This is a genomic window from Pseudomonas sp. 8AS (genome assembly GCF_902506505.1).
In the GTDB taxonomy this organism is placed as follows: Bacteria; Pseudomonadota; Gammaproteobacteria; order Pseudomonadales; family Pseudomonadaceae; genus Aquipseudomonas.
This window is the reverse complement of sequence record NZ_LR733406.1, coordinates 2,084,706-2,105,306: the sequence shown is the minus strand read 5'-3', so window position 1 is coordinate 2,105,306 and position 20,601 is coordinate 2,084,706. Positions and strand designations below refer to the sequence as shown.

Annotated in this window: 19 protein-coding genes; 8 read left to right on the top strand and 11 right to left on the bottom strand. The window is 67.5% G+C overall.

Annotated features, from left to right (window positions below; genetic code table 11):
- Positions 1 to 2: 2 nt before the first annotated feature.
- Together pedF and GV001_RS09865 are read right to left on the bottom strand one after the other, a co-directional pair.
- The gene (pedF, locus tag GV001_RS09870; protein ID WP_160079450.1) at positions 3 to 440 is read right to left on the bottom strand and encodes a cytochrome c-550 PedF; all 438 of its coding nucleotides are present in this window, start codon (positions 438 to 440) and stop codon (positions 3 to 5) included.
- Between the two features lie 223 nt (positions 441 to 663).
- Positions 664 to 1,101 (bottom strand): copper-binding protein, encoded by a 438-nt coding sequence (locus GV001_RS09865; RefSeq protein ID WP_160079449.1) that lies wholly within the window; start codon positions 1,099 to 1,101, stop codon positions 664 to 666.
- A gap of 201 nt (positions 1,102 to 1,302) precedes the next feature.
- Here GV001_RS09865 and GV001_RS09860 point away from each other — a divergent pair, with 201 nt between their 5' ends.
- The 6 genes from GV001_RS09860 to GV001_RS09835 all read left to right on the top strand — a co-directional run bounded on the left by GV001_RS09860 (position 1,303) and on the right by GV001_RS09835 (position 6,941).
- Positions 1,303 to 2,499, top strand: coding sequence for an ABC transporter substrate-binding protein (locus tag GV001_RS09860; protein WP_160079448.1), 1,197 nt, complete (start codon positions 1,303 to 1,305; stop codon positions 2,497 to 2,499).
- Positions 2,496 to 2,774, top strand: coding sequence for a hypothetical protein (locus GV001_RS09855; protein ID WP_160079447.1), 279 nt, complete (start codon positions 2,496 to 2,498; stop codon positions 2,772 to 2,774). Before GV001_RS09860 ends, GV001_RS09855 begins: the two co-directional genes overlap by 4 nt.
- Before the next feature lie 50 nt (positions 2,775 to 2,824).
- Positions 2,825 to 3,793: a YVTN family beta-propeller repeat protein gene (locus GV001_RS09850; protein ID WP_160079446.1), complete on the top strand. Its 969-nt coding sequence runs from the start codon at positions 2,825 to 2,827 to the stop codon at positions 3,791 to 3,793.
- A complete protein-coding gene (locus tag GV001_RS09845; protein WP_160079445.1) occupies positions 3,790 to 4,521 on the top strand; it encodes an ABC transporter ATP-binding protein in 732 nt (243 codons plus the stop codon). Before GV001_RS09850 ends, GV001_RS09845 begins: the two co-directional genes overlap by 4 nt.
- A 172-nt stretch (positions 4,522 to 4,693) precedes the next feature.
- Positions 4,694 to 5,491, top strand: a complete 798-nt coding sequence (locus tag GV001_RS09840; protein ID WP_160083280.1) for an ABC transporter permease — start codon at positions 4,694 to 4,696, stop codon at positions 5,489 to 5,491.
- An 82-nt stretch (positions 5,492 to 5,573) separates the two neighbouring features.
- Entirely contained in the window at positions 5,574 to 6,941 is a 1,368-nt protein-coding gene (locus GV001_RS09835; RefSeq protein ID WP_160079444.1) for an MATE family efflux transporter, read from the top strand.
- A gap of 149 nt (positions 6,942 to 7,090) precedes the next feature.
- Here the strand turns inward: GV001_RS09835 and tusA are convergent, their stop codons facing one another.
- Entirely contained in the window at positions 7,091 to 7,342 is a 252-nt protein-coding gene (gene tusA / locus GV001_RS09830) for a sulfurtransferase TusA (RefSeq protein WP_160079443.1), read from the bottom strand.
- Positions 7,343 to 7,413: 71 nt separating this feature from the next.
- Between tusA and GV001_RS09825 the strand changes: the two genes are divergently transcribed.
- On the top strand, positions 7,414 to 7,593 hold the full coding sequence (locus GV001_RS09825) for a hypothetical protein (RefSeq protein WP_160079442.1): 180 nt from the start codon (positions 7,414 to 7,416) through the stop codon (positions 7,591 to 7,593).
- On the opposite strand, the gene rlmM is transcribed toward GV001_RS09825, so the two are convergent.
- On the bottom strand, positions 7,568 to 8,617 hold the full coding sequence (gene rlmM, locus GV001_RS09820; RefSeq protein WP_160079441.1) for a 23S rRNA (cytidine(2498)-2'-O)-methyltransferase RlmM: 1,050 nt from the start codon (positions 8,615 to 8,617) through the stop codon (positions 7,568 to 7,570). The genes GV001_RS09825 and rlmM overlap by 26 nt on opposite strands.
- Positions 8,618 to 8,753: 136 nt before the next feature.
- Here rlmM and acnA point away from each other — a divergent pair, with 136 nt between their 5' ends.
- On the top strand, positions 8,754 to 11,429 hold the full coding sequence (gene acnA, locus GV001_RS09815) for an aconitate hydratase AcnA (protein WP_160079440.1): 2,676 nt from the start codon (positions 8,754 to 8,756) through the stop codon (positions 11,427 to 11,429).
- Positions 11,430 to 11,523: 94 nt separating this feature from the next.
- Here the strand turns inward: acnA and GV001_RS09810 are convergent, their stop codons facing one another.
- The 7 genes from GV001_RS09810 to algG form a co-directional block, all read right to left on the bottom strand.
- Positions 11,524 to 12,963, bottom strand: coding sequence for a mannose-1-phosphate guanylyltransferase/mannose-6-phosphate isomerase (locus GV001_RS09810; protein ID WP_160079439.1), 1,440 nt, complete (start codon positions 12,961 to 12,963; stop codon positions 11,524 to 11,526).
- 89 nt (positions 12,964 to 13,052) lie between these two features.
- Complete coding sequence (locus GV001_RS09805; protein ID WP_160079438.1) at positions 13,053 to 14,174, bottom strand: mannuronate-specific alginate lyase; 1,122 nt, start codon at positions 14,172 to 14,174, stop codon at positions 13,053 to 13,055.
- 9 nt (positions 14,175 to 14,183) lie between these two features.
- A complete protein-coding gene (locus GV001_RS09800; protein ID WP_160079437.1) occupies positions 14,184 to 14,831 on the bottom strand; it encodes an alginate O-acetyltransferase AlgF in 648 nt (215 codons plus the stop codon).
- A gap of 27 nt (positions 14,832 to 14,858) precedes the next feature.
- A complete protein-coding gene (locus GV001_RS09795; RefSeq protein WP_160079436.1) occupies positions 14,859 to 16,019 on the bottom strand; it encodes an alginate O-acetyltransferase in 1,161 nt (386 codons plus the stop codon).
- A 12-nt stretch (positions 16,020 to 16,031) separates the two neighbouring features.
- Positions 16,032 to 17,504 (bottom strand): MBOAT family protein, encoded by a 1,473-nt coding sequence (locus tag GV001_RS09790; RefSeq protein ID WP_160079435.1) that lies wholly within the window; start codon positions 17,502 to 17,504, stop codon positions 16,032 to 16,034.
- A gap of 88 nt (positions 17,505 to 17,592) precedes the next feature.
- On the bottom strand, positions 17,593 to 19,014 hold the full coding sequence (locus tag GV001_RS09785) for an alginate biosynthesis protein AlgX (RefSeq protein ID WP_160079434.1): 1,422 nt from the start codon (positions 19,012 to 19,014) through the stop codon (positions 17,593 to 17,595).
- A gap of 10 nt (positions 19,015 to 19,024) precedes the next feature.
- Complete coding sequence (algG, locus tag GV001_RS09780) at positions 19,025 to 20,587, bottom strand: mannuronan 5-epimerase AlgG (protein ID WP_160083278.1); 1,563 nt, start codon at positions 20,585 to 20,587, stop codon at positions 19,025 to 19,027.
- Positions 20,588 to 20,601: the final 14 nt, after the last annotated feature.

Genomic DNA, 20,601 nt, shown 5'->3' with positions numbered 1-20,601 from the left:
GGTTACTCTTCGACTTTGAGGCTTTCCAGGTAGCTGCGGATGGCCCACAGGCCTTCCTGGCTGATGAACTCGGCCATCTTCGGCATGTATACCGCGCCATCGCGCACGGCGCCGTTGATCACCCGCTCCTTGAACCACTCGTCACCCTCGATGCCGGCATCCAGGTAGCGCAGGTCCGGGGCGATGCCGCCGGAGATGGCTTCCAGGCCGTGGCAACGGGCGCAGTTCTGGGTGTAGGCCGAGCTGCCGATTTCCACCGCCAGCTTGTTGTTGGCGTAGGGCTCGCGGTAGGGGTTCTCGTCAACCCATTCCTTGCCCAGGGGCTCCAGGCCTTCGGTATTGACGGCCTGCGGGGTGACATCGCCGTGGGCCAGGGCGAAGGCGGAGACGCTCAGGCCAGCCCAGGCGATCAGGACGCGGAATGCGTTGTTGTTGTTCATGACTTCCTACCTCTTCGAGTTGCTGTGCAAGGCAGGCGCCCGAGGCGAGCGCCGTGGGGGTCATGTTAGGAACGGCCGGAGCGGCGAAGAATGCTGCTTAGGTGGCCATCGCCTACTCCCTTGGTAGTAACGCGGGAGGCGGCCTTGCGCGTTTCTTTCGACCCCAGAGGCCAAGCCTCCAGCTCGGGGATATTCAACAGGCGCCGGTGATCATCCCGGCCGCTTACTTGACGATGAACCAGCCCTGCATGCCCTTGCCTTCCAGGCCCTTGGCGTAGAAGCGGAACTTGCCCGGCTTGATCGGCACGAAGAAGATCTCGGCCTCGCCGGCGTCCTCGAACTCCAGCTCGTTGAGGGTCACCGCCTTGATCTCCACGCCGCCGGCCTCGACCTTGCGCAGATAGATGCTCTGGGCGAATTCCGGCGCCTGCACGGCGTATTCCTTCTGCCCGTTGGAGATCACCTTGAGCTGGTAGGCCTTGCCGGTTTCCAGCTGGTACTCGGTCTGGCTCATGCTGTAGTCGCTGGCCTCCGAGCCGAGTACCAGGTCTGGCAGCGGCTGGGTGCGGCGGGTCAGGTCGCCGGCGGCGAAGACCTTGTCGAAACCGATCAGGCTGGTGATCAGCAGCAGGTTGAGCAGCAGGGCTTTGAGTGGGGTCACGACACACCTCGTCTTGTTGTTATGGCGGTTCGACACGCGCGACGCCCCATCCGGGGCAATCACCAGCGCGTGGCGCCATGCTAGTGGCGGCACGGACACAACCCTCTACTACCTTGGTACCGGCAGACTGGTACTTTCTGCATATTCCCCGGGCGGCCGGGGCTTCCTATGCTGGCGCAAACCCCAGCAGGAGGTTCCGCCATGCCGTTCTATGCCGCCTACGCCCTGCTCTACCTGCTCGCCCTGGCCTGCGCCAGCCTGGTGGCCACCGACCTGCAGGCCGCCGAAAGCCAGCTGCAGGTGCGCATCGGCTACCTGGAGTACCAGCCGCCGCGCGGGCCGCTGCTGTCCAACGTCATCCCCGAGCCGACTGACGCCGGCCTGCGCGGCGCCGAGCTGGCGATCGCCGACAGCAACAGCACCGGGCGCTTCCTCCAGCAGCAGTTCAGCCTGCAGGCCGTGCAGGCGCCCAGCGCCGACGAGCTGCTGAGCGCCGCCCGCCAGCAGCACGCCGCCGGCATCCGCCTGTTCGTGGTCAACGCCCCGGCCGCCAGCCTGCGCGCCATCAGCCAGGCGCTGCCGGACAGCCTGCTGTTCAACGCCGGCAGCGCCGACGACGAGCTGCGCACCGACAACTGCCCGAGCAACGTGCTGCACAGCCTGCCCAGCCGCGCCATGCTCGCCGACGCCCTGGCCCAGTTCCTCGCCGTACGGCGCTGGAGCCGCTGGCTGCTGATCGTCGGCCAGACCGCAGACGATCAGGCCTACGCCGCCGCCCTGCGTCGCGCGGCCAAGCGCTTCGGCCTGCAGATAGTCGCCGAGAAACCCTGGACCTTCGACAACGACCAGCGCCGCAGCGCCAGCGCCGAGATGCCGCTGTTCACCCAGACCGCCGAGTACGACGTGGTGCTGGTGGCCGACGAGCGCGGCGACTTCGGCGAGTACCTGCCCTACAACACCTGGTACCCACGTCCGGTGGCCGGCACCCAGGGCCTGACCCCGGTGGGCTGGCACAAGACCGTGGAAACCTTCGGCGCCGCCCAGCTGCAGAAGCGCTTCGAGGCCCTCGCCGGGCGCTGGATGAACAGCCGCGACTTCGCCGCCTGGATGGCCGTGCGCAGCATCGCCGCCGGCGTCAGCAAGCTGCGCCATGGCGACCCGGCCGCCCTGCGCCAGCTGGCGCTAAGCGGCGAGCTGCCGCTGGACGGCTTCAAGGGCCGCAAGCTCAGCTACCGGCCGTGGGACGGCCAGCTGCGCCAGCCGATCGAACTGGTGCAGCCGCGCGCGCTGATCAGCAGCTCGCCGCAGGAAGGCTTCCTGCATCCGCACAACGAAATGGACAGCCTCGGCTACGACGAAGCGGAAAGCCGCTGCCGCCTGGCCGGAGCCGCGCTGTGAAACTGCTGCTGGCCGCCCTGCTGCCGGCCGTGCTCGGCGGCGGCGTGGCGTTCAGCGTGCCGCCGAGCGATCCGGCGCTGCGCAGCGCCCTGCTGCTCGGCAGCCAGCGCGTGCCCTGCCTGTATGCCCGCCTGGCCGCCGAACGCGGCGAGGACACCCGCGAGCGCCTCAGCGAATGCGCCAGCCAGTGGCACGACCGCCAGGCCGCGCAGCTGCTGGCCAGGCAGGACGCCGCCAGTGCCGAGCCCGCGGCTGCGACGCGAACCTCGCCCTAGGGTGCGCCGCGCGCACCCATCCACAACCATTACAAGAAAGGACCACCGCCATGCACCGCACCCTGCTCGCCAGCCTGTTCACCGCGCCGCTGCTGCTCGCCAGCCAGGTGCAGGCCGCCACCGCCTACGTGTCCAACGAGAAGGACGACAGCATCAGCGTGATCGACCTGGACAGCCTGGAAGTCACCGCCACCCTGCCGGTCGGCCAGCGCCCGCGCGGCCTGGCCCTGTCCCACGACCGCAGCCTGCTGTACATCTGCGCCAGCGACTCGGACACCGTGCAGGTGATGGACCTGGCGACCCGGCAGATCATCAAGAACCTGCCCTCCGGCGCCGACCCCGAGCAGTTCGCCCTGCACCCCAACGACAAGTGGCTGTACATCTCCAACGAGGACGATGCCCTGGTCACCGTGGTCGACACCCAGAACAGCCAGGTGCTCGGCCAGATCGACGTCGGCGTCGAGCCCGAGGGCATGGCCGTCAGCCCGGACGGCAAGTGGGCGGTCAACACCAGCGAAACCACCAACATGCTGCACTGGATCGACACCGCCACCCAGCAGCTGGTCGACAACACCCTGGTCGACCAGCGCCCGCGCCACGTCGAGTTCAGCGACGATGGCAAGCGCCTGTGGGCCTCGGCCGAGATCGGCGGCACGGTGACGGTGATCGACGTCGCCAGCCGCCAGCCGCTCAAGGTGCTGACGTTCAAGATCAAGGGCGTGCACCCGGACAAGGTGCAGCCGGTCGGGGTCAAGCTCAGCCCGGACGGCAAGTACGCCTTCGTCGCCCTCGGCCCGGCCAACCATGTGGCGGTGGTTGACGCGCAGAGCTACGAGGTGCTCGACTACCTGCTGGTCGGCAAGCGCGTCTGGCACCTGGAATTCACCCCGGACCACAAGCAGCTGCTGACCACCAACGGCATCAGCGGCGACGTCTCGGTGATCGACGTGGCCAGCCTCAAGGTGGTCAAGTCGATCAAGGTCGGCCGCTACCCCTGGGGCGTGGTGGTGACTCCGTGAATAGCCTGGAGGTGGAAGGCCTGGGCTTCGCCTATGGCCAGCGCCAGGCCCTGGGCGATGTCAGTTTCGCCTGCCCGGCCGGGCAGTTCAGCGCCCTGCTCGGCCCCAACGGCGCCGGCAAATCGACCCTGATCGCCTTGCTCACCTGCCTCTACCGCCTGCAGCAGGGCCGGGTCCGCGTCGGCGGCCACGACCTGCGCCAGCAGCCGCGCCAGGCCCTGGCCCAGCTCGGCGTGGTGTTCCAGCAGAGCACCCTGGACCTGGACCTCAGCGTGCAGCAGAACCTGCACTACCACGCCGCCCTGCACGGCATGCCGCGCGCCCTGGCCAGCCAGCGCATCGCCGCCGAGCTGGAGCGCCAGCAGCTCGGCGAGCGCCGCGACGACAAGGTGCGCCTGCTCAACGGCGGCCATCGGCGGCGGGTGGAAATCGCCCGCGCCTTGCTCCATCGGCCGCGCCTGCTGCTGCTCGACGAGGCCAGCGTCGGCCTCGACCCGGCCAGCCGTCTGGCGCTCAACCAGCATGTGCGCCAGCTGTGCCGCGACGAGGGCCTGGCGGTGCTGTGGACCACCCACCTGCTGGACGAGGTGCAAGACAGCGACGCCCTGCTGATCCTCAACCGCGGCCGGTTGATCGCCCAGGGCCGCGCCGACCGGCTCAGCGCCGAGCATGGCCAGGGCAGCCTGGCAGAGACCTTCAGTCGCCTGACCGCCAGCGAGGTGGCGTGATGAGTGCCCAGGCGTGGCCTGCGGTGCGCACGGCGCACCCTACGGGAGATGAGCCGACCGCAGCAGATGCGCACTGGCGCGGAGCCGTAGGGTGCGCCATGCGCACCAACCAGGCCCCTACGGTGCATCGAACCCTCGCTGCCCCGCCAACTACCCCGGAGCCCCGCCCATGATCACCGCCTACTGGGCCTGCCTGCGCGGCGTGGTGCTGCGCGAATGGCTGCGCTTCATCCAGCAACGCTCGCGCTTTCTCAGCGCCCTGGTGCGCCCGCTGCTGTGGCTGCTGGTGTTCGCCGCCGGCTTTCGCGCCGCGCTGGGCATCTCGATCATCGAGCCGTACGACACCTACGTCACCTACGAGACCTACATAGTCCCCGGCCTGGCCTGCATGATTTTGCTGTTCAACGGCATGCAGGGCTCGCTGTCGATGGTCTACGACCGCGAGATGGGCAGCATGCGCGTGCTGCTCACTAGCCCGCTGCCGCGCGCCTTCCTGCTGGCGGCCAAGCTGCTGGCCACCGCCCTGGTGTCGCTGCTGCAGGTCTACGCCTTCCTCGCCATCGCCTGGCTGTACGGCGTGCAGCCACCGGCCCTGGGCCTGCTCGCCGCGCTGCCGGCGCTGCTGCTGGCGGCGCTGCTGCTCAGCGCCCTGGGCCTGCTGCTGTCCAACGGCATCCGCCAGCTGGAGAACTTCGCCGGGGTGATGAACTTCGTCATCTTCCCGCTGTTCTTCCTCTCCTCGGCGCTCTACCCGCTGTGGAAGATGCGCGAGGCCAGCGAGTGGCTGTACTGGCTGTGCGCGGTCAATCCGTTCAGCCACGCCGTGGAGCTGGTGCGCTACGCCCTCTACGAGCGCTTCAACCTGCTGGCGGCGGCCATCTGCCTGGGCCTGACCCTGCTCTGCGCGCTGCTCGCGGTGCTCACCTTCAACCCCCAGCACGCCGCCCTGCGCCGCAGCCCCGGCGGCTGATTGCCCGGGCGCCGGATACTCGTGTTGATGCCGCCGGCGCGCCGGCGGAGTAGAATCGCCGGCCCTGTCGTCGGATCTGCCCATGTCTGCCCTCACCCGTCCCGCCCGCATCCGCGCCGAACTGCGCGCCCTGCTGGCGCTGGCCACCCCGATCATCATCGCGCAACTGGCGCACACCGCCATGGGCTTCGTCGACACCGTGATGGCCGGCCGCGTCAGCCCGCGCGACCTGGCCGCCGTGGCCCTGGGCAACTCGCTGTGGGTGCCGGTGTTCCTGCTGATGACCGGCATCCTGCTGGCGACCACGCCGAAAGTGGCGCAACGCTTCGGCAGCGGCCAGCACCAGGAGATCGGCCCGCTGGTGCGCCAGGCGCTGTGGCTGGCCCTGGCTGTGGGCGGTGGCGCCGCCGCCCTGTTGTGGAATGCCGAACCGGTGCTGCACCTGATGAAGGTCGACCCCAGCCTGGTCGAGCCGGCCATGGGCTACCTGCGCGGGGTGGCCTGCGGCTTCCCCGCCGTGGCGCTGTACCACGTGCTGCGCTGCTACAGCGACGGCCTGGGGCATACCCGGCCGAGCATGATGCTGGGCATCGGCGGCCTGCTGCTGAACATCCCGCTGAACTACGTGCTGATCTACGGCAAGCTCGGCCTGCCGGCCCTCGGCGGCGTGGGCTGTGGCTGGGCCACCGGCATCGTCATGTGGAGCATGCTGCTGGGCATGCTCTGGTGGGTGAGCTGGGCGCCCTACTACCGCCCCAGCCAACTGTTCGCCCGCTTCGACTGGCCGCAGTGGCAGGTTCTCCGGCGCCTGCTGGCGATCGGCGTACCGATCGGCGTGGCGGTGTTCGCCGAGGCCAGCATCTTCTCAGTGATCGCCCTGCTGATCGGCGGGCTGGGCGCCACGGTGGTGGCCGGCCACCAGATCGCCCTGAACTTCAGCTCGCTGGTGTTCATGATCCCCTACTCCCTGGGCATGGCCGCCACCGTGCGCGTCGGCCAGTCGCTGGGGCGCGAGCAGCCGCGCGAGGCGCGTTTCGCCGCGGGCGTGGGCATGGCCACCGCCCTGGCCTATGCCTGCCTGTCGGCCAGCCTGATGCTGCTGTGGCGCAGCGAGATCGCGCAGATTTATACCGCCGCGCCGGAAGTGATCGCGGTGGCGTCGAGCCTGATCGTCTATTCGGCGCTGTTCCAGTTCTCCGATGCCATCCAGGTCACCGCCGCCGGTGCGCTGCGCGGCTACCAGGACACCCGCGCGACCATGCTCTACACCCTGTTCGCCTACTGGGGCATCGGCCTGCCGGTGGGCTACGGCCTGGGCCTGGCCGACTGGTTCGGCGAGCCATCGGGGCCGCGCGGCCTGTGGCAGGGCCTGGTGGTCGGGCTGACCTGCGCCGCCGTGCTGCTCGGCATTCGCCTGGCGCGCAGCGCGCGCCGACGCATCCGCGCCTAACCGGCTCAGAGCCCGTTTACGGGTCTTTTGAGCTAGAGCCAGGCAAGGCGAAATTGGGCGAGGACGCGGAGTTTACGAGGTGTAAATGAGCAGTCCGAGCCCAATTTCAACGCGGCATGGCCGACGATCAAGAGATCGTCGACGGACTCTCAGTCGAGCTTCTTGCGAATCCAGTACAGATAGCTGCCGGCTTCCTCGCCCTGCTCGACCAGCTCGTGGCCGAGAAACATACAGAACTTGGGGATGTCGCGGCGGGTCGAAGGATCGGTGGCGATCACCTTGAGCAGGCCGCCGGCCGGCAGGTCGCGCACCTTGTTGTGCAGCATCATCACCGGCTCCGGGCAGTTGAGCCCGCTGGCGTCGAGGATGGCGTCGGGAATGACAGCAGAGTGTTGGGACATCGGGCTACTCCGGAAACAGGCCGCTATTGTCGCGCAAAGGGCGCCGCGCGCCCAGCGCAGGAGGTCGCAGCATGGCCAGCACGCCAGACTGGTGCGTCAAACGCCTGGACGACAACGGCAATGAATTCGTCCTGCGCGCCGGCCTCAGCCGCGAGGAGGCCGAGCGCCTGGCCCGCGACTACCAGGCCCGCGGGCACAAGCAGACCTACTGGGCCTGCCCTCAGGCTAAAGACGCCGCAGGTGGCAGGTGACCTCCTCGCGGTCGTGGTAGAGCTGCTTGCAGGCGATGGAGACCTTGATCTTGCGCGCGGCGAAGGCGTCCTCCAGGCGCTGCAGCAGGCGGCTGACCTCGGCATAGCGCTGCTTCATCGGCAGCTTGAGGTTGACCACCGCCTCGCGGCACAGGCCCTCGCCGATCCAGGTTTCCAGCAATGCGGCGTTGCGCGCCGGCTTCTCGACTATGTCGCAGACCATCCAGTCCACCGGCTGTTTGGGCTTCCAGGTGAAGCCGTCGACCATCAGGTGCTGGACCAGGCCGGTGTCCATCAGGCTCTGCGCCATCGGCCCGTTGTCGATGGCGGTGACCAGCATGCCGCGCTTGACCAGCTGGTAGGTCCAGCCGCCGGGGGCGGCACCGAGGTCGACGCCGGTCATCTCGCCCGACAGGCGCGTGTCCCACTGCTCACGCGGGATGAAGTAGTGCCAGGCCTCCTCCAGCTTGAGGGTCGAGCGGCTCGGTGCCTCGCGCGGGAACTTCAGGCGCGGGATGCCCATCGGCCAGGGCGCCTGGTTGTTCGCCTCGGCGAGGCCGAGGAACACCTCGCGGCCGCTCTTGAAGGTCAGCAGCAGGCGCGGCTTGGCCGGGTCGTCGACCAGCCTGCCGGCCGCAACCAGCGCCTTGCGCAGCGGCGCCTCGAACTTCTTGCAGAAGTTCGACAGTTCCTTGCCGTCGTTGGTGTCGAACACTTCCAGCCACAGGCTGCCGCACACCGGGTAATCGGCCAGGGCCTGCAGCAGCACGCTGATGCGGTCGCTTTCCGGCAGCTGCAGGTAGCTGCCGCGCGCCCACTGGCGCGGGAAGATCAGCCTGTTGAAGCGCAGGCCCTGCATCAGCCGCTGCGCGCCATCGGCCTCGCTGCAGACGAATTCGGCATGGGCGCTGTTCGGCTTGCCCTTGGCATAGCCGGCCACCTCCAGGCGCGCGGCGTGTTCGCTGATTTCGGCACAGACTTCAGCTTCGAAGCCGGGGCGGCAGTGCAGTAGCAGGGTATTCATCGCGGTTCTCCTCAGGCCGCGCATGATAGCCGAGTCGGCCCGCCGCGGGGCGCCGGGGAAAGTGGCGGGAGTTGACTCGGCGGTCTAGTTTCACTAACTCGCCATCAGCCGGTTCCGACCGCGCAGGAGAAACGCCATGCCCTCCCTGGACAGCCTCAATTGCCAGCGCCGCCTGGAGATCGACGGCCAGCGCTACCAGTACTACGACCTCAACGCGGCAGCCAAGAGTCTTGGCGACATCCGCCGCCTGCCGCTGTCGCTCAAGGTGCTGCTGGAAAACCTGCTGCGCCACGAAGACAACGCCACGGTCAGCGTGTTCGATATCAAGGCCATGGTCGACTGGCAGAAGCAGCGGCGCAGCGACCACGAGATCCAGTTCCGCCCGGCCCGCGTGCTGATGCAGGACTTCACCGGCGTGCCGGCGGTGGTCGACCTGGCCGCCATGCGCGCGGCCATGGCCGCCGCCGGCGGCGACCCGCAGCAGATCAACCCGCTGTCGCCGGTGGACCTGGTGATCGACCACTCGGTGATGGTCGACCAGTACGCCTCGCCCAGCGCCTTCGGCCAGAACGTCGCCATCGAGATGCAGCGCAACGGCGAGCGCTACGCCTTCCTGCGCTGGGGGCAGAATGCCTTCGCCAACTTCCGCGTGGTGCCGCCGGGCACCGGCATCTGCCACCAGGTCAACCTGGAATACCTGGCGCGCAGCGTGTGGACCAAGGAGGAAGACGGCCAGACCTTCGCCTTCCCCGACACCCTGGTCGGCACCGACTCGCACACCACCATGATCAACGGCCTCGGCGTGCTCGGCTGGGGCGTCGGCGGCATCGAGGCGGAAGCGGCCATGCTCGGCCAGCCGGTGTCGATGCTGATTCCCGAGGTGATCGGCTTCAAACTCAGCGGCAAATTGAAAGAAGGCATCACGGCCACCGACCTGGTGCTGAGCGTGACGCAGATGCTGCGCAAGAAGGGCGTGGTCGGCAAGTTCGTCGAGTTCCATGGCGACGGTCTGGCCGACCTGCCCCTGGCCGACCGCGCCACCATCGCCAACATGGCCCCGGAATACGGCGCCACCTGCGGCTTCTTCCCGGTGGACGCGGTCACCCTAGACTACCTGCGCCTGTCCGGCCGCCCGGAAGCCAGCGTCAAGCTGGTCGAGGCCTACTGCAAGGCCCAGGGCCTGTGGCGCGAACCGGGCCTCGAGCCGCTGTTCAGCGACAGCCTGGAGCTGGACCTGGCCAGCGTCGAGGCCAGCCTGGCCGGGCCCAAGCGCCCGCAGGACCGGGTGCCGCTGGCGCAGGTGGGCCAGGCCTTCGCCGACCTGCTGGCCCTGCAGGGTAGGGACCAGGTCGCCAGCGCCGAGGTCGAGCACGACGGCCAGCGCTACCGGCTGGAGGACGGCGCCGTGGTGATCGCCGCCATCACCTCCTGCACCAACACCTCCAACCCCAGTGTGATGATGGCCGCCGGCCTGCTGGCCAAGAAGGCGGTGGAGAAAGGCCTGAGCCGCCAGCCCTGGGTGAAGAGCTCGCTGGCCCCCGGCTCCAAGGTGGTCAGCGAATACTTCGCCGCCGCCGGGCTGACCCCCTACCTGGATCGACTGGGCTTCGCCCTGGTCGGCTACGGCTGCACCACCTGCATCGGCAACTCCGGGCCGCTGCTCGAACCGATCGAGGCGGCGATCCAGCAGGCCGATCTGACCGTGGCCTCGGTGCTGTCCGGCAACCGCAACTTCGAGGGCCGCGTGCACCCGCTGGTCAAGACCAACTGGCTGGCCTCGCCGCCGCTGGTGGTGGCCTATGCCCTGGCCGGCACGGTGCGCATCGATCTCAGCAGCCAGCCGCTGGGCACCGGCTCGGACGGCGCGCCGGTGTACCTCAAGGACATCTGGCCGAGTCAGGCGGAAATCGCCGCGGCCGTGGCCCAGGTCGACAGCGCCATGTTCCGCCGCGAGTACGCCGCGGTGTTCAGCGGCGACGCGCAGTGGCAGGCCATCGCTGTGCCGCAGGCCGCTACCTACCAGTGGCAGGCCGACTCCACCTATATCCGCCACCCGCCGTTCTTCGAAGACCTCGCCGGCGACCCGCCGCATGTCGGCGACACCCACGGCGCGCGCATCCTCGCCCTGCTCGGCGACTCGGTGACCACCGACCACATCTCCCCCGCCGGCAACATCAAGCAGGACAGCCCGGCCGGGCGCTACCTGGCCGAGCACGGCGTGGCCCCGGCCGACTTCAACTCCTACGGTTCGCGGCGCGGCAACCACGAGGTGATGATGCGCGGCACCTTCGCCAATATCCGCATCCGCAACGAGATGCTCGGCGGCGAGGAAGGCGGCAATACCCTGCACATCCCCAGCGGCGACAAGCTGGCGATCTTCGATGCGGCCATGCGCTACCAGGACGAAGGCGTGCCGCTGGTGATCTTCGCCGGCCAGGAATACGGCACCGGCTCGTCCCGCGACTGGGCGGCCAAGGGCACCAAGCTGCTGGGGGTCAAGGCGGTGATCGCCGAGAGCTTCGAGCGCATCCACCGCTCCAACCTGGTGGGCATGGGCGTGCTGCCGCTGCAGTTGCGCGCTGGGCAAACGCGCAAGACGCTGCAAGTCAATGGCACGGAGAAAGTCGGCATCGGCGGCCTGGATGGCGTCAGCCTGCGCCCGCACATGACTCTGGCGCTGGATATCCTGCGTGCCGACGGCAGCCATGAGGAGGTCGAGGTGCTGTGCCGCATTGACACGCAGAACGAGGTGGAGTACTTCAAGGCCGGCGGCATCCTGCAGCATGTGCTGCGGCAGATGCTGGCCCGCTAAGCGAGCGCCCGGGGCCAGCCCCGGGCGCCATGCGCCTGATCGCCACCCGCGACCAGCGACCGCTTGCCGGTCGCCCGTTGCGGGCGGGCCCGCTTCAGCTCGGCACGGTGGCCTTGGGCGTACGCCCGTAGACGTCTTCCAGACGCTCGATGTCGTCCTCGCCCAGATAGCCGCCGGACTGCACCTCGATGATCTCCAGGGGGATCTTGCCCGGGTTGCTCAGGCGATGCACCGAGGCGATCGGGATGTAGGTCGACTGGTTTTCCGTGAGCAGGAACACCTTGTCGTCGCAGGTCACCTGCGCCGTGCCGGACACCACGATCCAGTGCTCGGCGCGGTGATGGTGCATCTGCAGCGACAACTGCGCGCCCGGCTTGACGGTGATGCGCTTGACCTGGTGGCGCGTGCCGTTGTCCACCGAGTCGTAGTTGCCCCAGGGGCGGTACACCGCGCAGTGGTTCTGGGTTTCCTGGCGGCCCTGGGCATCCAGGGCGTTGACCAGCTTCTTCACGTCCTGCACGGCATCCTTGTGCGCGACCATCACCGCATCCTTGGTCTCGACCACCACCACATCGTTCATGCCGATCAGGGTGACCAGCTTGGAGGTGCCGTGCACGAAGCTGTTGTGGCTGTTGTGGGTGACCACATCGCCCTTGATCACGTTGCCGTCGCTGTTCTTCTCCTGCACGTCCCACAGCGACGACCAGGAGCCCACATCGTTCCAGCCGGCCGCCAGCGGCACGACGCAGGCGCGCGCGGTCTTCTCCATCACCGCGTAGTCGATGGAGTTGTCCGGGCAGCACTCGAAGGTGCCGGCGTCGATGCTCAGCACCCCGCCGCTGCTCTTGCTACGTTCGAGCGTCAGCACGCAGGTGTCGTAGATATCCGGCTCATGGCTGCGCAGCTCGTCGAGGTAACGGCTGGCGCGGAACAGGAACATGCCGCTGTTCCAGTAGTAGCCGCCGCTGCGCACGAACTCGCTGGCACGTACAGCGTCGGGCTTCTCGACGAACTGCTTGACGCGGTAAGCGCCGGGAACCAGGGTCTCGCCCTCCTCGCCACGCGCCGCCTTGATGTAGCCGAAGCCGGTTTCCGGGCGGTCCGCGGGAATCCCGAACAGCACCATCTCGCCCTCTTCGGCGGCGCTGCGCGCCAGCTCCAGGGCCTGGCGCAGGCTCAGCTCGTCGCTGATCACATGGTCGGCCGGCAGGATCAGCATCAGCTCGTCGCGGCCCTCGGCCAGCAGCTGCAGGGCGGCCATGGCCACCGCCGGCGCGGTATTGCGCCCGAACGGTTCGAGCAGCATGCCCTGGGCAGTGATGCCGATCTTGGCCAGCTGCTCATTGACGATGAAGCGATGCTCCAGGTTACACACCACCAGCGGCTTGTGCATGCCTTCGAACGCCAGGCGCTGCAGGGTCTGCTGGAACAGCGACAGCTCGCCGGTGAGGGCGAGGAACTGCTTGGGATACATCTTGCGCGACAAAGGCCACAGGCGAGAGCCGCTACCACCAGAAAGAATGACCGGGATCATGGGTCTGTCTCCAATTTAATATCCGTTTAAATTTGGACCTGTCTCGCCGCCGGAACGGATGTACCGGGCAGCGGGAACTGCATCAGGAATCACTTTCGAGGCAGTTGCCCGGAAAACAGCTGGGTCATGTCACCGCCGAGCCGGTAGGTGCTCAGCGGCTCGATCGAGCGTCGCCACGCGTCCGTGCTCTCCGAGCACGGGTACAGCGCGCAGTAAGGCTCCAGCCAGGCAAATCGGTTGCTGTCCTGCAGGTCCTCCAGGGTCTGCGGGTAACCGGTTTTTTCTTGGAATGTCTTCGGCTCGCGCAGGCCGGCCTGCATGCGTAGCGCCAGGCGTTGCAGGGCGCCGTCATTCTCGCCACGCAGGTCCAGGCCATTGGCCTTGGCGAACGCCGCGATCATCAGCAGCGGCCCCATGCTGTAGTTGTGGTACGCCAGCGCACGGGTCTGGCGGGACAGCTCCAGCGGCAGATAGCCTTCGCCGTCGACCTGCTGCATGCCATGCCGGTACTGCTCCACGGCCCAGTCGAACAGGTCGCGCCGGTCGAGCACCACGGCCGTGGCCATCACCGACCAGGCGGCCCAGTACTGGTGATTGTTGCGCCGCTCCAGCGGCTGGGCGTTCCAGTCGACCACCACCTGGTCGGCCAGCTCGCCCAGCCACGCCTCGATGCGTTCGGCCCGCTCGGCATGCCCCGCGAGCGGCTGCGAGCGGGAAAACTTCAAACGCAGGTAGGCGCCCGCGACGCTGCCCAGGGCCCATTTGCGCACCGACTTGCCGGTGTGGTTGTAGCGCTCGCTGAGCAGCGCCTCGGCCTCGGCCCAGGTGTCCAGCCAGGTCAGCGCGCAATCGGCATAGGCCTGCTGGCCCGTTTCCAGGTAGCGGCCGACCAGGCGGCTGCTGCCGTTCTCCAGCTGGCGCACATCGTCGGTGAGCTGCGCATAGCGGGCCGCCGCCTCGCTGTTGATCTTGTCGCGGGCCGCATCGGAGCCGGCGTACTTGCTCGGGAAGTACAGCTCGCCGGTATAGGGCGGCGGCACCGGCGGGCAGCTCGGCACCTTGCCTTGCGGCGCCGCGGCGCTGCGCAGGTAGCCGGCGGGCGGCACCAGCGTGACACCCGCGCGCTCCCAGGAGCAGCCCTGGGCCAGCAGCACGGCCAGGCAAAGCCCGCCACGCAGCAGCACTGCCAATGTCCGATGCGCAAGCTTCATGGTCATTCCTCAGTCGCTGGTGACCGGACGCTTGACCCACACCGGCGACAGCTTGTCGGCGCTGCCGGTGACATACAGGCTGACCACCTCGCCCCGCTCGATCACCAGGGGGCTGAGCTCGCTGACCTTGCGCTCGCCGGCGAACAGCGCCAGGCGCACCTTGACCGGGTTGATCTCACGCTCACCACGGGCCTGGCCGGCTACCGCCTTGATCACCTCGGTCTTGCCGTCGGCGGTCTTCAGGGTCAGCGCGCTGTCGGACAGGTTCTGCAGGCGCAGCAGCGACTTCTGCCGGTTCTTGAACAGCGGCTCCTCGATCAGGCTCAGCTCACCGCCCGGCAGGCGCACCAGGGTGTAGTAGGTGTTTTCGGCCAGGCTGACGGCCAGGCTCTTGCCGCCCGCCTTGGCGCTGTAGCTACCGGCAGGCAGGAACTCGTAGTCACTGCTGGCCTTCGGCGCGATATCGCTGAAGTTCAGGTTGCCCAGGTTGGCATCCAGGGTTTCATTGGTGGCGTTGTAGCTGCGCACGAAGGCCGAACCGTCCGGGGCGACCGGGCCGTACAGGGTGGCTTCGTCGGCCATGGCCAGCGGCGCGCACAGACTGAGCAGCAGGCTGCCCACACGGCCGGAACGGTTGAGGGTGCGAATCATCGACATGGGTGTTTCCTCGGCAGACAGGACGACTCAGGGAGCCGTCGCGGATTTAACGGGGTCGCGCAGCGCCAGCTGCTCATTGCCGCGCAGGCGCTCGAGCCAGGCGCTGTCGAAACCGGACAGGTCGCTCGGCAGCATCAGGTAGCGCTCCGGGAACTCCCAGATCACCAGGCGCAGGTCGGCGGTTTCCGCCCGTTCGCGCTGCAGCAGGCGCAGCATCGGCACCAGCGGGCCATGGCCGTCCTCGGCGTAGTTGAGCAGGTCGCTGCCCAGCGCCTGCTTGAGCGCGCCGGCGAAGTTCCATTTCGGGTTGGCGCTGTAGCTGGTACCGACCAGCGCCACCTGCGGCTGGGCGTCGCCGAACAAGTCGGCGGCCGTCTCCGCGCCCGCCTCGGCGGCCTCAGCGGCCTCGGTATGCCGCGGCTGCAGGCTCTCCGCCTGCGGTTGCAGGGCGGCGAAATAGGGTGCCATGGGCAGGAAGCTGAGCAGGTCGCCCTTGTGTGGCTGGCTATCGCTGGTACGGGTGACGAAGCGCTGCTCGCCACGCGACCAGTCCCCCCGAGCGGCCAGGTACTCGGCCAGCGCCTTGGCGGTGGCCTCGGCGCCATGGGGCGTCCAGTGAGTGTCGGTACGCAGGAACACCGCCGCAGCGCTCTTGGCCTGCTGCAACGCCGGCAGCAGATCCGGGCCCGGCAGCTGCTGTGTCTGCATCAGCGCATGGGCCTGGGCATACAGTGCCTGCTGGGTGGCGACCGGCTTGGCCGCGGCCAGCTGCTCCGGGTACAGGCGCGCCTTGGCCGGCAGCAGGGCCAGCACCAGGTCGATGTCGCGGCGCTTGAACTCCTCCTGCACGGCCGCGATCATCCGCCAGTTGTCCTGCAGCTGCTGCGGGTTGCTGGCCGGCTTGAATTCCTCGTCGGTGAACAGCCAGTCCTCGCGCCCCACCACCACGCCCGGGCGGCCTTCGCCGAACAGGGTGAACTCCAGGGCAGCCCAGGCGTTGGTGCCGAACTCCTTGAGCGGAAACTGCTTGTCGTAGTGCTTCTCGATGGCATGCGCCAGCTTGCCGTTCAGCAGCGGGGTTTCGCTGGCCGCGGAGAAGCTCAGCAACGCCGGCAGCGAGGCCAGCGACAGGGCCAGCAGCAAGCCGAGAAACAGCAGGCTGTACAGCATATTGGCGGTACGCGACATGACGGCGCCTCCTCAGAACTGGAAATACAGGAAGGGAGAGAAGCTCTGTGCCGACAGCTTCAGCACCGCGGCGGCGAACAGCAGCAGGACCGCAGCATGGAACAGCAGCGCGCGGTAGCTCAGCGCCACGCCCACGGCGGTGCCCCCGGCCGGGATGGCATCCGCGGCCCGCGCCTTGGGCGCACCGGCCAGCGGCTGGGCATAGAACTGGCGAATGCCGCACCAGGCCATCACCGCATAGGCCAGCAGCAGGGTGGCGACCTGCAGGCTGGTCAGCTGCGCGCGGGTCAGCTCGGAGAGACGCCAGTCGCCGAAGCTGAACATGGCCGCATACATGCGCCAGGCCACGTCGAGGTTCTCGGCGCGGAAGATCACCCAGCCGATCACCACCAGGGCGAAGGTGAAGGCCCACTTCAGCGGGCGGATGCGCTGCGGTGCGGCATCGACGCCCAGGGCGCGCTCGATGGCCAGCCACATGCCATGCCAGGCGCCCCAGATCACATAGGTGAAGTTGGCGCCATGCCACAGGCCGCCCAGCAGCATGGTCAGGAACAGGTTGCGGTAGGTGGCGAAGGTGGTGCCGCGGTTGCCGCCCAGGCTGATGTACAGGTAGTCGCGCAGCCAGGTGGACAGGCTGATGTGCCAGCGCCGCCAGAACTCGGTGATCGACTGGCTGATATAGGGCTGGTTGAAGTTCTCCATGAAGCGGAACCCCATCATCAGGCCCAGGCCGATGGCCATGCTGCTGTAGCCGGCGAAGTCGAAATACAGCTGCGCGGTATAGGCCAGGGCCCCCAGCCAGGCATCGCCGGTACTGGGGTTGGCCAGGGCGAAGCAGTGGTCGGCGATCGGCGCGATGCTGTCGGCGATGAACACCTTCATGATGAAGCCCTGCATGAAGCGCGTGCAGCCTTCGGCGAACTTGTCCACCGTGTGGGTACGGTGGTTGAACTGGTCGACCAGGTCGCGAAAGCGCAGCACCGGGCCGGCGATCAGGTGCGGGAAGATCGCCACGAAGGCGGCGAAGTCGATCAGGTTGTGGGTGGCCGGGGTATCGCCGCGGTACACGTCGATGATGTAGCTGATCGACTCGAACACGTAGAACGAGATGCCGATCGGCAGCAGGATGTGGGTGAGCACGAACGGCTCGATGCCGAACGAGGCGATGATGGCATTGAGGCTGTCCACGCCGAAGTTGGCATACTTGAAATAGCCCAGCACACCCAGGTCGACCACCACGCCGAGGATCAGCCATTTCTGCGCAGCCCTGGTGCGCACCCCGGCCGCGCCGACCCGCAGGCCGATCCAGTAGTTGAACAGGGTGACCGCGGCGAACAGCGCGAGGAAGTCGATGCGCCACCAGGCATAGAAGATGTAGCTGGCCACCAGCAGCAGCAAGTTGCGGTAGCGATTGCCGCTCAGGTAGTACAGGCCGAGAAATATCGGCAGGAACAAAAACAGAAATACGTTGGATGAAAAAACCATGCCTTCACTCTCCGATTAAGCCGCGCCCTCCCCCCGATCCCTCGGGGGTAAGCCGGTGCCCGCTGGGCACCGGCGCGTCCCGCTTTGGTTAGTCCGCGCGGGCCTGCAAGGCCGCCCCGGCGTCGTCGCGACGCGGGCAGATGCTGGCCTCGACCTGCATGCCGGTGGGGATGTCCGCCGGCATCTCGATCTCCAGGGACAGCAGGGTCTGCCCCGACCACTCCGGGCCATCGCGCAGGCCGAAGACGAAGCGGCCGTCGGGCTCCACTTCCGGGGCGCGGGAGATGTTCAGGTTGTCGCGCGAGCCACTCATGTACAGAAACGAGCTGCGCAGGTCGCGCACATTGCCGCCGCTGAACTGGATATCGGCGACATAGTCCTCGCTGCGGATCGGCTTGACCGCGGTGTTCACCAGGATCTGGTTGACCCCCGGGTGCAGGGCCACCTTCTGCCTCAGCGCCGCCGGAGAGGCCTGGCAACCGTTGGCGAGCATCGGCATGATCTGCCGGTAGAAGATCGACATGGCCAGGTCGTAGTAGCTGTTGATCTCCCAGACCAGGATCTTCGGCGGGTCGTTCTGGAAGTCCTGGCTGCCCAGGTACTGCAGCATGGCGCTGTGGAAGCCGCCGCCGGTTACCGAGCGGTTGTCCACATCGACGCTGGCGTACTGCTTGAGGAAACCATCGAAGTTGTACTGCGCGGAGCTGAAGCTGGTGCCCACCAGCACCACATCGGGCGCCGCGGTTTCGCCGAACAGCTCGGAGCTTTCATCCTTGGGCTCGGTGGCCACGCGGGTGAAGTATTCGTTGGCGTAACCGTTGCCGCAGATCTTGCCGAAGGCCTGGTTGAGCGAGCCGATCTTGTGCCGTACGCCCTCCGTGCGCGTGACGAACTCCTTGCGGGCAATGCTCTTGAACACCTCCGACTTGCCCAGCTCGGCGGCCAGCAGCTGCGCCGTCAGTTCGGCTCCACGGGGCGTCCAGTGGTTGTCGCGCTTGAAGAACAGCGTCTCGCGTACCGCCGCCGGCTGTTCCAGCAGCGCCGACAGGTCTGGCACGCGAATGCCCAGACTGCGCAAGCGCTCGATGGTCGCCAGGTAGTTCTTGCGTGACAGCTCGGCATCGTAGCCGCTGCGACTCTGCGCGCTGAGCATCTCCGGGCTGACCAGGCCGCGCGGCGGCAGGTAGACCATGACCAGCTCCACGCCCCGTTCCTTGAGGGCATCGCGCAGGCGCTGCAGGTGCTGATAACCCTCGGCCGTGGTGCCGATATCGGTCATCAGATCGATCTTGCTGCGGAACAGCCAGTCATCGCGGCCCTGCACCAGCTTGGTGAACTCACCCATGTCGCCGGTATAGGTGCTGTCCTGCAGTGCTTGCGGGCAGATTTCGCAGCAACGCTCGATCTTGTACTGCGGCGCCTCTTCGGCACGGGCGGTGCCGGCCAGCAGGCTGAACAGCCCCAGCGAGGCCAGCAGGCCGGCCGCTTTCGCGCTTGAATTGCGTGTCATCGCTCGTTCCTCACTTCTGCAATTGCGCCAGCTGGTCCAGCGGCAGGACCAGCACGGCTTTCTTCTGCCGCACGAGCAGGTCGAGAATCTGGTTCTTGTCGTCGGCCAGCGCGCCGAACATGCCGATACCCGTGGGTTTGGTCGGCATCAGCATGTCCAGCTGGTAGAGCTTCACGCTCTGCGGCGCCACCACCGAGATGGCGCCCGTCTGGTTGCCCACCAGGCGCCCGCCGACCACGGTCAGCGACAGGTTCATGTCGAAAGGGTCCAGCGCCAGGTCGCGGTCGGTGCCGTTGAGATCCTTGACGTGGCCATAGATGCCGAGCAGGCCGTTGGCCACCGCCAGGTTCTCGTACAGGCCGACCTCGGCGCTGTTGCGCACGCGGATGCCGTGCCGCTCGTTGTTGAAGGCCTTGTTGCCCCACAACAGGTTCTTGCCGCTCTCGTAGATGGTGATGCCGTCGGACTTGTTGCGGTAAATCTCGTTGTAGGCGATCACGTTGTTGATGCTGGTGCGGTCGATGACGATGCCGGACAGGTGGTTCTCGTAGGAACGGTTGTTGAAGATCCAGCTGTCGTTGACCTCGCGCGAAATGATGATGCCGTGCTTCTGCACCGTGCCGTAGGCGGTGTTCTCGGCAATGATCAGGCGCCGCGAGCGGTCGTGGGGATCGATGCCGTAGACCAGGTTGTTGCGGTAGGTATTGCCGCGCAGCACCACGTCGAAGGCCTCGTAGCAGTAGAAGCCGTACCACATGTCGTCGAACATCGAGTTGAGCAGCCAGCCGGTGGGATGACCGCGCTGCATGATCGGATGCATCGCCGGGCTGTACTGCGAGATCGACACGCCATAGGACTTGCTCGCGGTGTAGCCGAGGCTGGATACCACGCTGTTGACTATGTAGGTCTCGGTGCCGCCCCAGGAGTTGAGGAACGGACGGAACTTGCCCTTCTTGCGGAACCAGTCCTGCTGGTTCTCGGCTTCGCGCCAGGCGGTCAGGCGGCTGTCGGTGATGAACAGCTTGCCGTCGTTGATCAGGAACGCGCCGCGCTCGCTGGACAGACGGAAATCCTTGGTCTCCTTGCCAATGTGCAGGGTCGCGCCCTGGCTGACCACGATCGGCAGACGGGCCAGGTACACGCCCGGCTCGGTCTCGCGGAAGTACTTCTGCGGCAGGCTGCGCGCCAGATCCACCGGGGTCACGTAGCCGCCCTCGATGAACACCACCTGGGGCATCTCGCCCTGGCGCTTGACCCACTCGCGCAGGCGCTCGTCGCCACCGGTGAACTCCACCAGCGGGTTCTGCTCGATCATGCCGCGCACCACCACGCGCCCGGCCGGCTTGGCCTGGACCTTGGCGTAGACCGCCTCGGCGGTGTAGCCGCTCAGGTCGGGCAGCTGGGGCGCCTCGCGCTGCAGCGACTCGACCGGGATGCTCGACACCCGATAGGCCGGGTGCTTGACCTCGGCGGCCTCGGCGGCCACGGCCAACGCCAGCCCGCCCGCCAGCAGCAGGCCATGGCGCAGCAGTTGCCTGAATGCTCTAGGTGAATCCATCTTGCCAGTCTCCATGTTCACTTCAGGCC

Coding starts and splice junctions, on each gene's coding strand:
- pedF (WP_160079450.1), bottom strand. CDS start 440: ATGAACAACAACAACGCATTCCGCGTCCTGATCGCCTGGGCTGGCCTG.
- GV001_RS09860 (WP_160079448.1), top strand. CDS start 1,303: ATGCCGTTCTATGCCGCCTACGCCCTGCTCTACCTGCTCGCCCTGGCC.
- GV001_RS09850 (WP_160079446.1), top strand. CDS start 2,825: ATGCACCGCACCCTGCTCGCCAGCCTGTTCACCGCGCCGCTGCTGCTC.
- GV001_RS09835 (WP_160079444.1), top strand. CDS start 5,574: ATGTCTGCCCTCACCCGTCCCGCCCGCATCCGCGCCGAACTGCGCGCC.
- tusA (WP_160079443.1), bottom strand. CDS start 7,342: ATGTCCCAACACTCTGCTGTCATTCCCGACGCCATCCTCGACGCCAGC.
- GV001_RS09825 (WP_160079442.1), top strand. CDS start 7,414: ATGGCCAGCACGCCAGACTGGTGCGTCAAACGCCTGGACGACAACGGC.
- rlmM (WP_160079441.1), bottom strand. CDS start 8,617: ATGAATACCCTGCTACTGCACTGCCGCCCCGGCTTCGAAGCTGAAGTC.
- acnA (WP_160079440.1), top strand. CDS start 8,754: ATGCCCTCCCTGGACAGCCTCAATTGCCAGCGCCGCCTGGAGATCGAC.
- GV001_RS09810 (WP_160079439.1), bottom strand. CDS start 12,963: ATGATCCCGGTCATTCTTTCTGGTGGTAGCGGCTCTCGCCTGTGGCCT.
- GV001_RS09805 (WP_160079438.1), bottom strand. CDS start 14,174: ATGAAGCTTGCGCATCGGACATTGGCAGTGCTGCTGCGTGGCGGGCTT.
- GV001_RS09800 (WP_160079437.1), bottom strand. CDS start 14,831: ATGTCGATGATTCGCACCCTCAACCGTTCCGGCCGTGTGGGCAGCCTG.
- GV001_RS09795 (WP_160079436.1), bottom strand. CDS start 16,019: ATGTCGCGTACCGCCAATATGCTGTACAGCCTGCTGTTTCTCGGCTTG.
- GV001_RS09790 (WP_160079435.1), bottom strand. CDS start 17,504: ATGGTTTTTTCATCCAACGTATTTCTGTTTTTGTTCCTGCCGATATTT.
- GV001_RS09785 (WP_160079434.1), bottom strand. CDS start 19,014: ATGACACGCAATTCAAGCGCGAAAGCGGCCGGCCTGCTGGCCTCGCTG.
- algG (WP_160083278.1), bottom strand. CDS start 20,587: ATGGAGACTGGCAAGATGGATTCACCTAGAGCATTCAGGCAACTGCTG.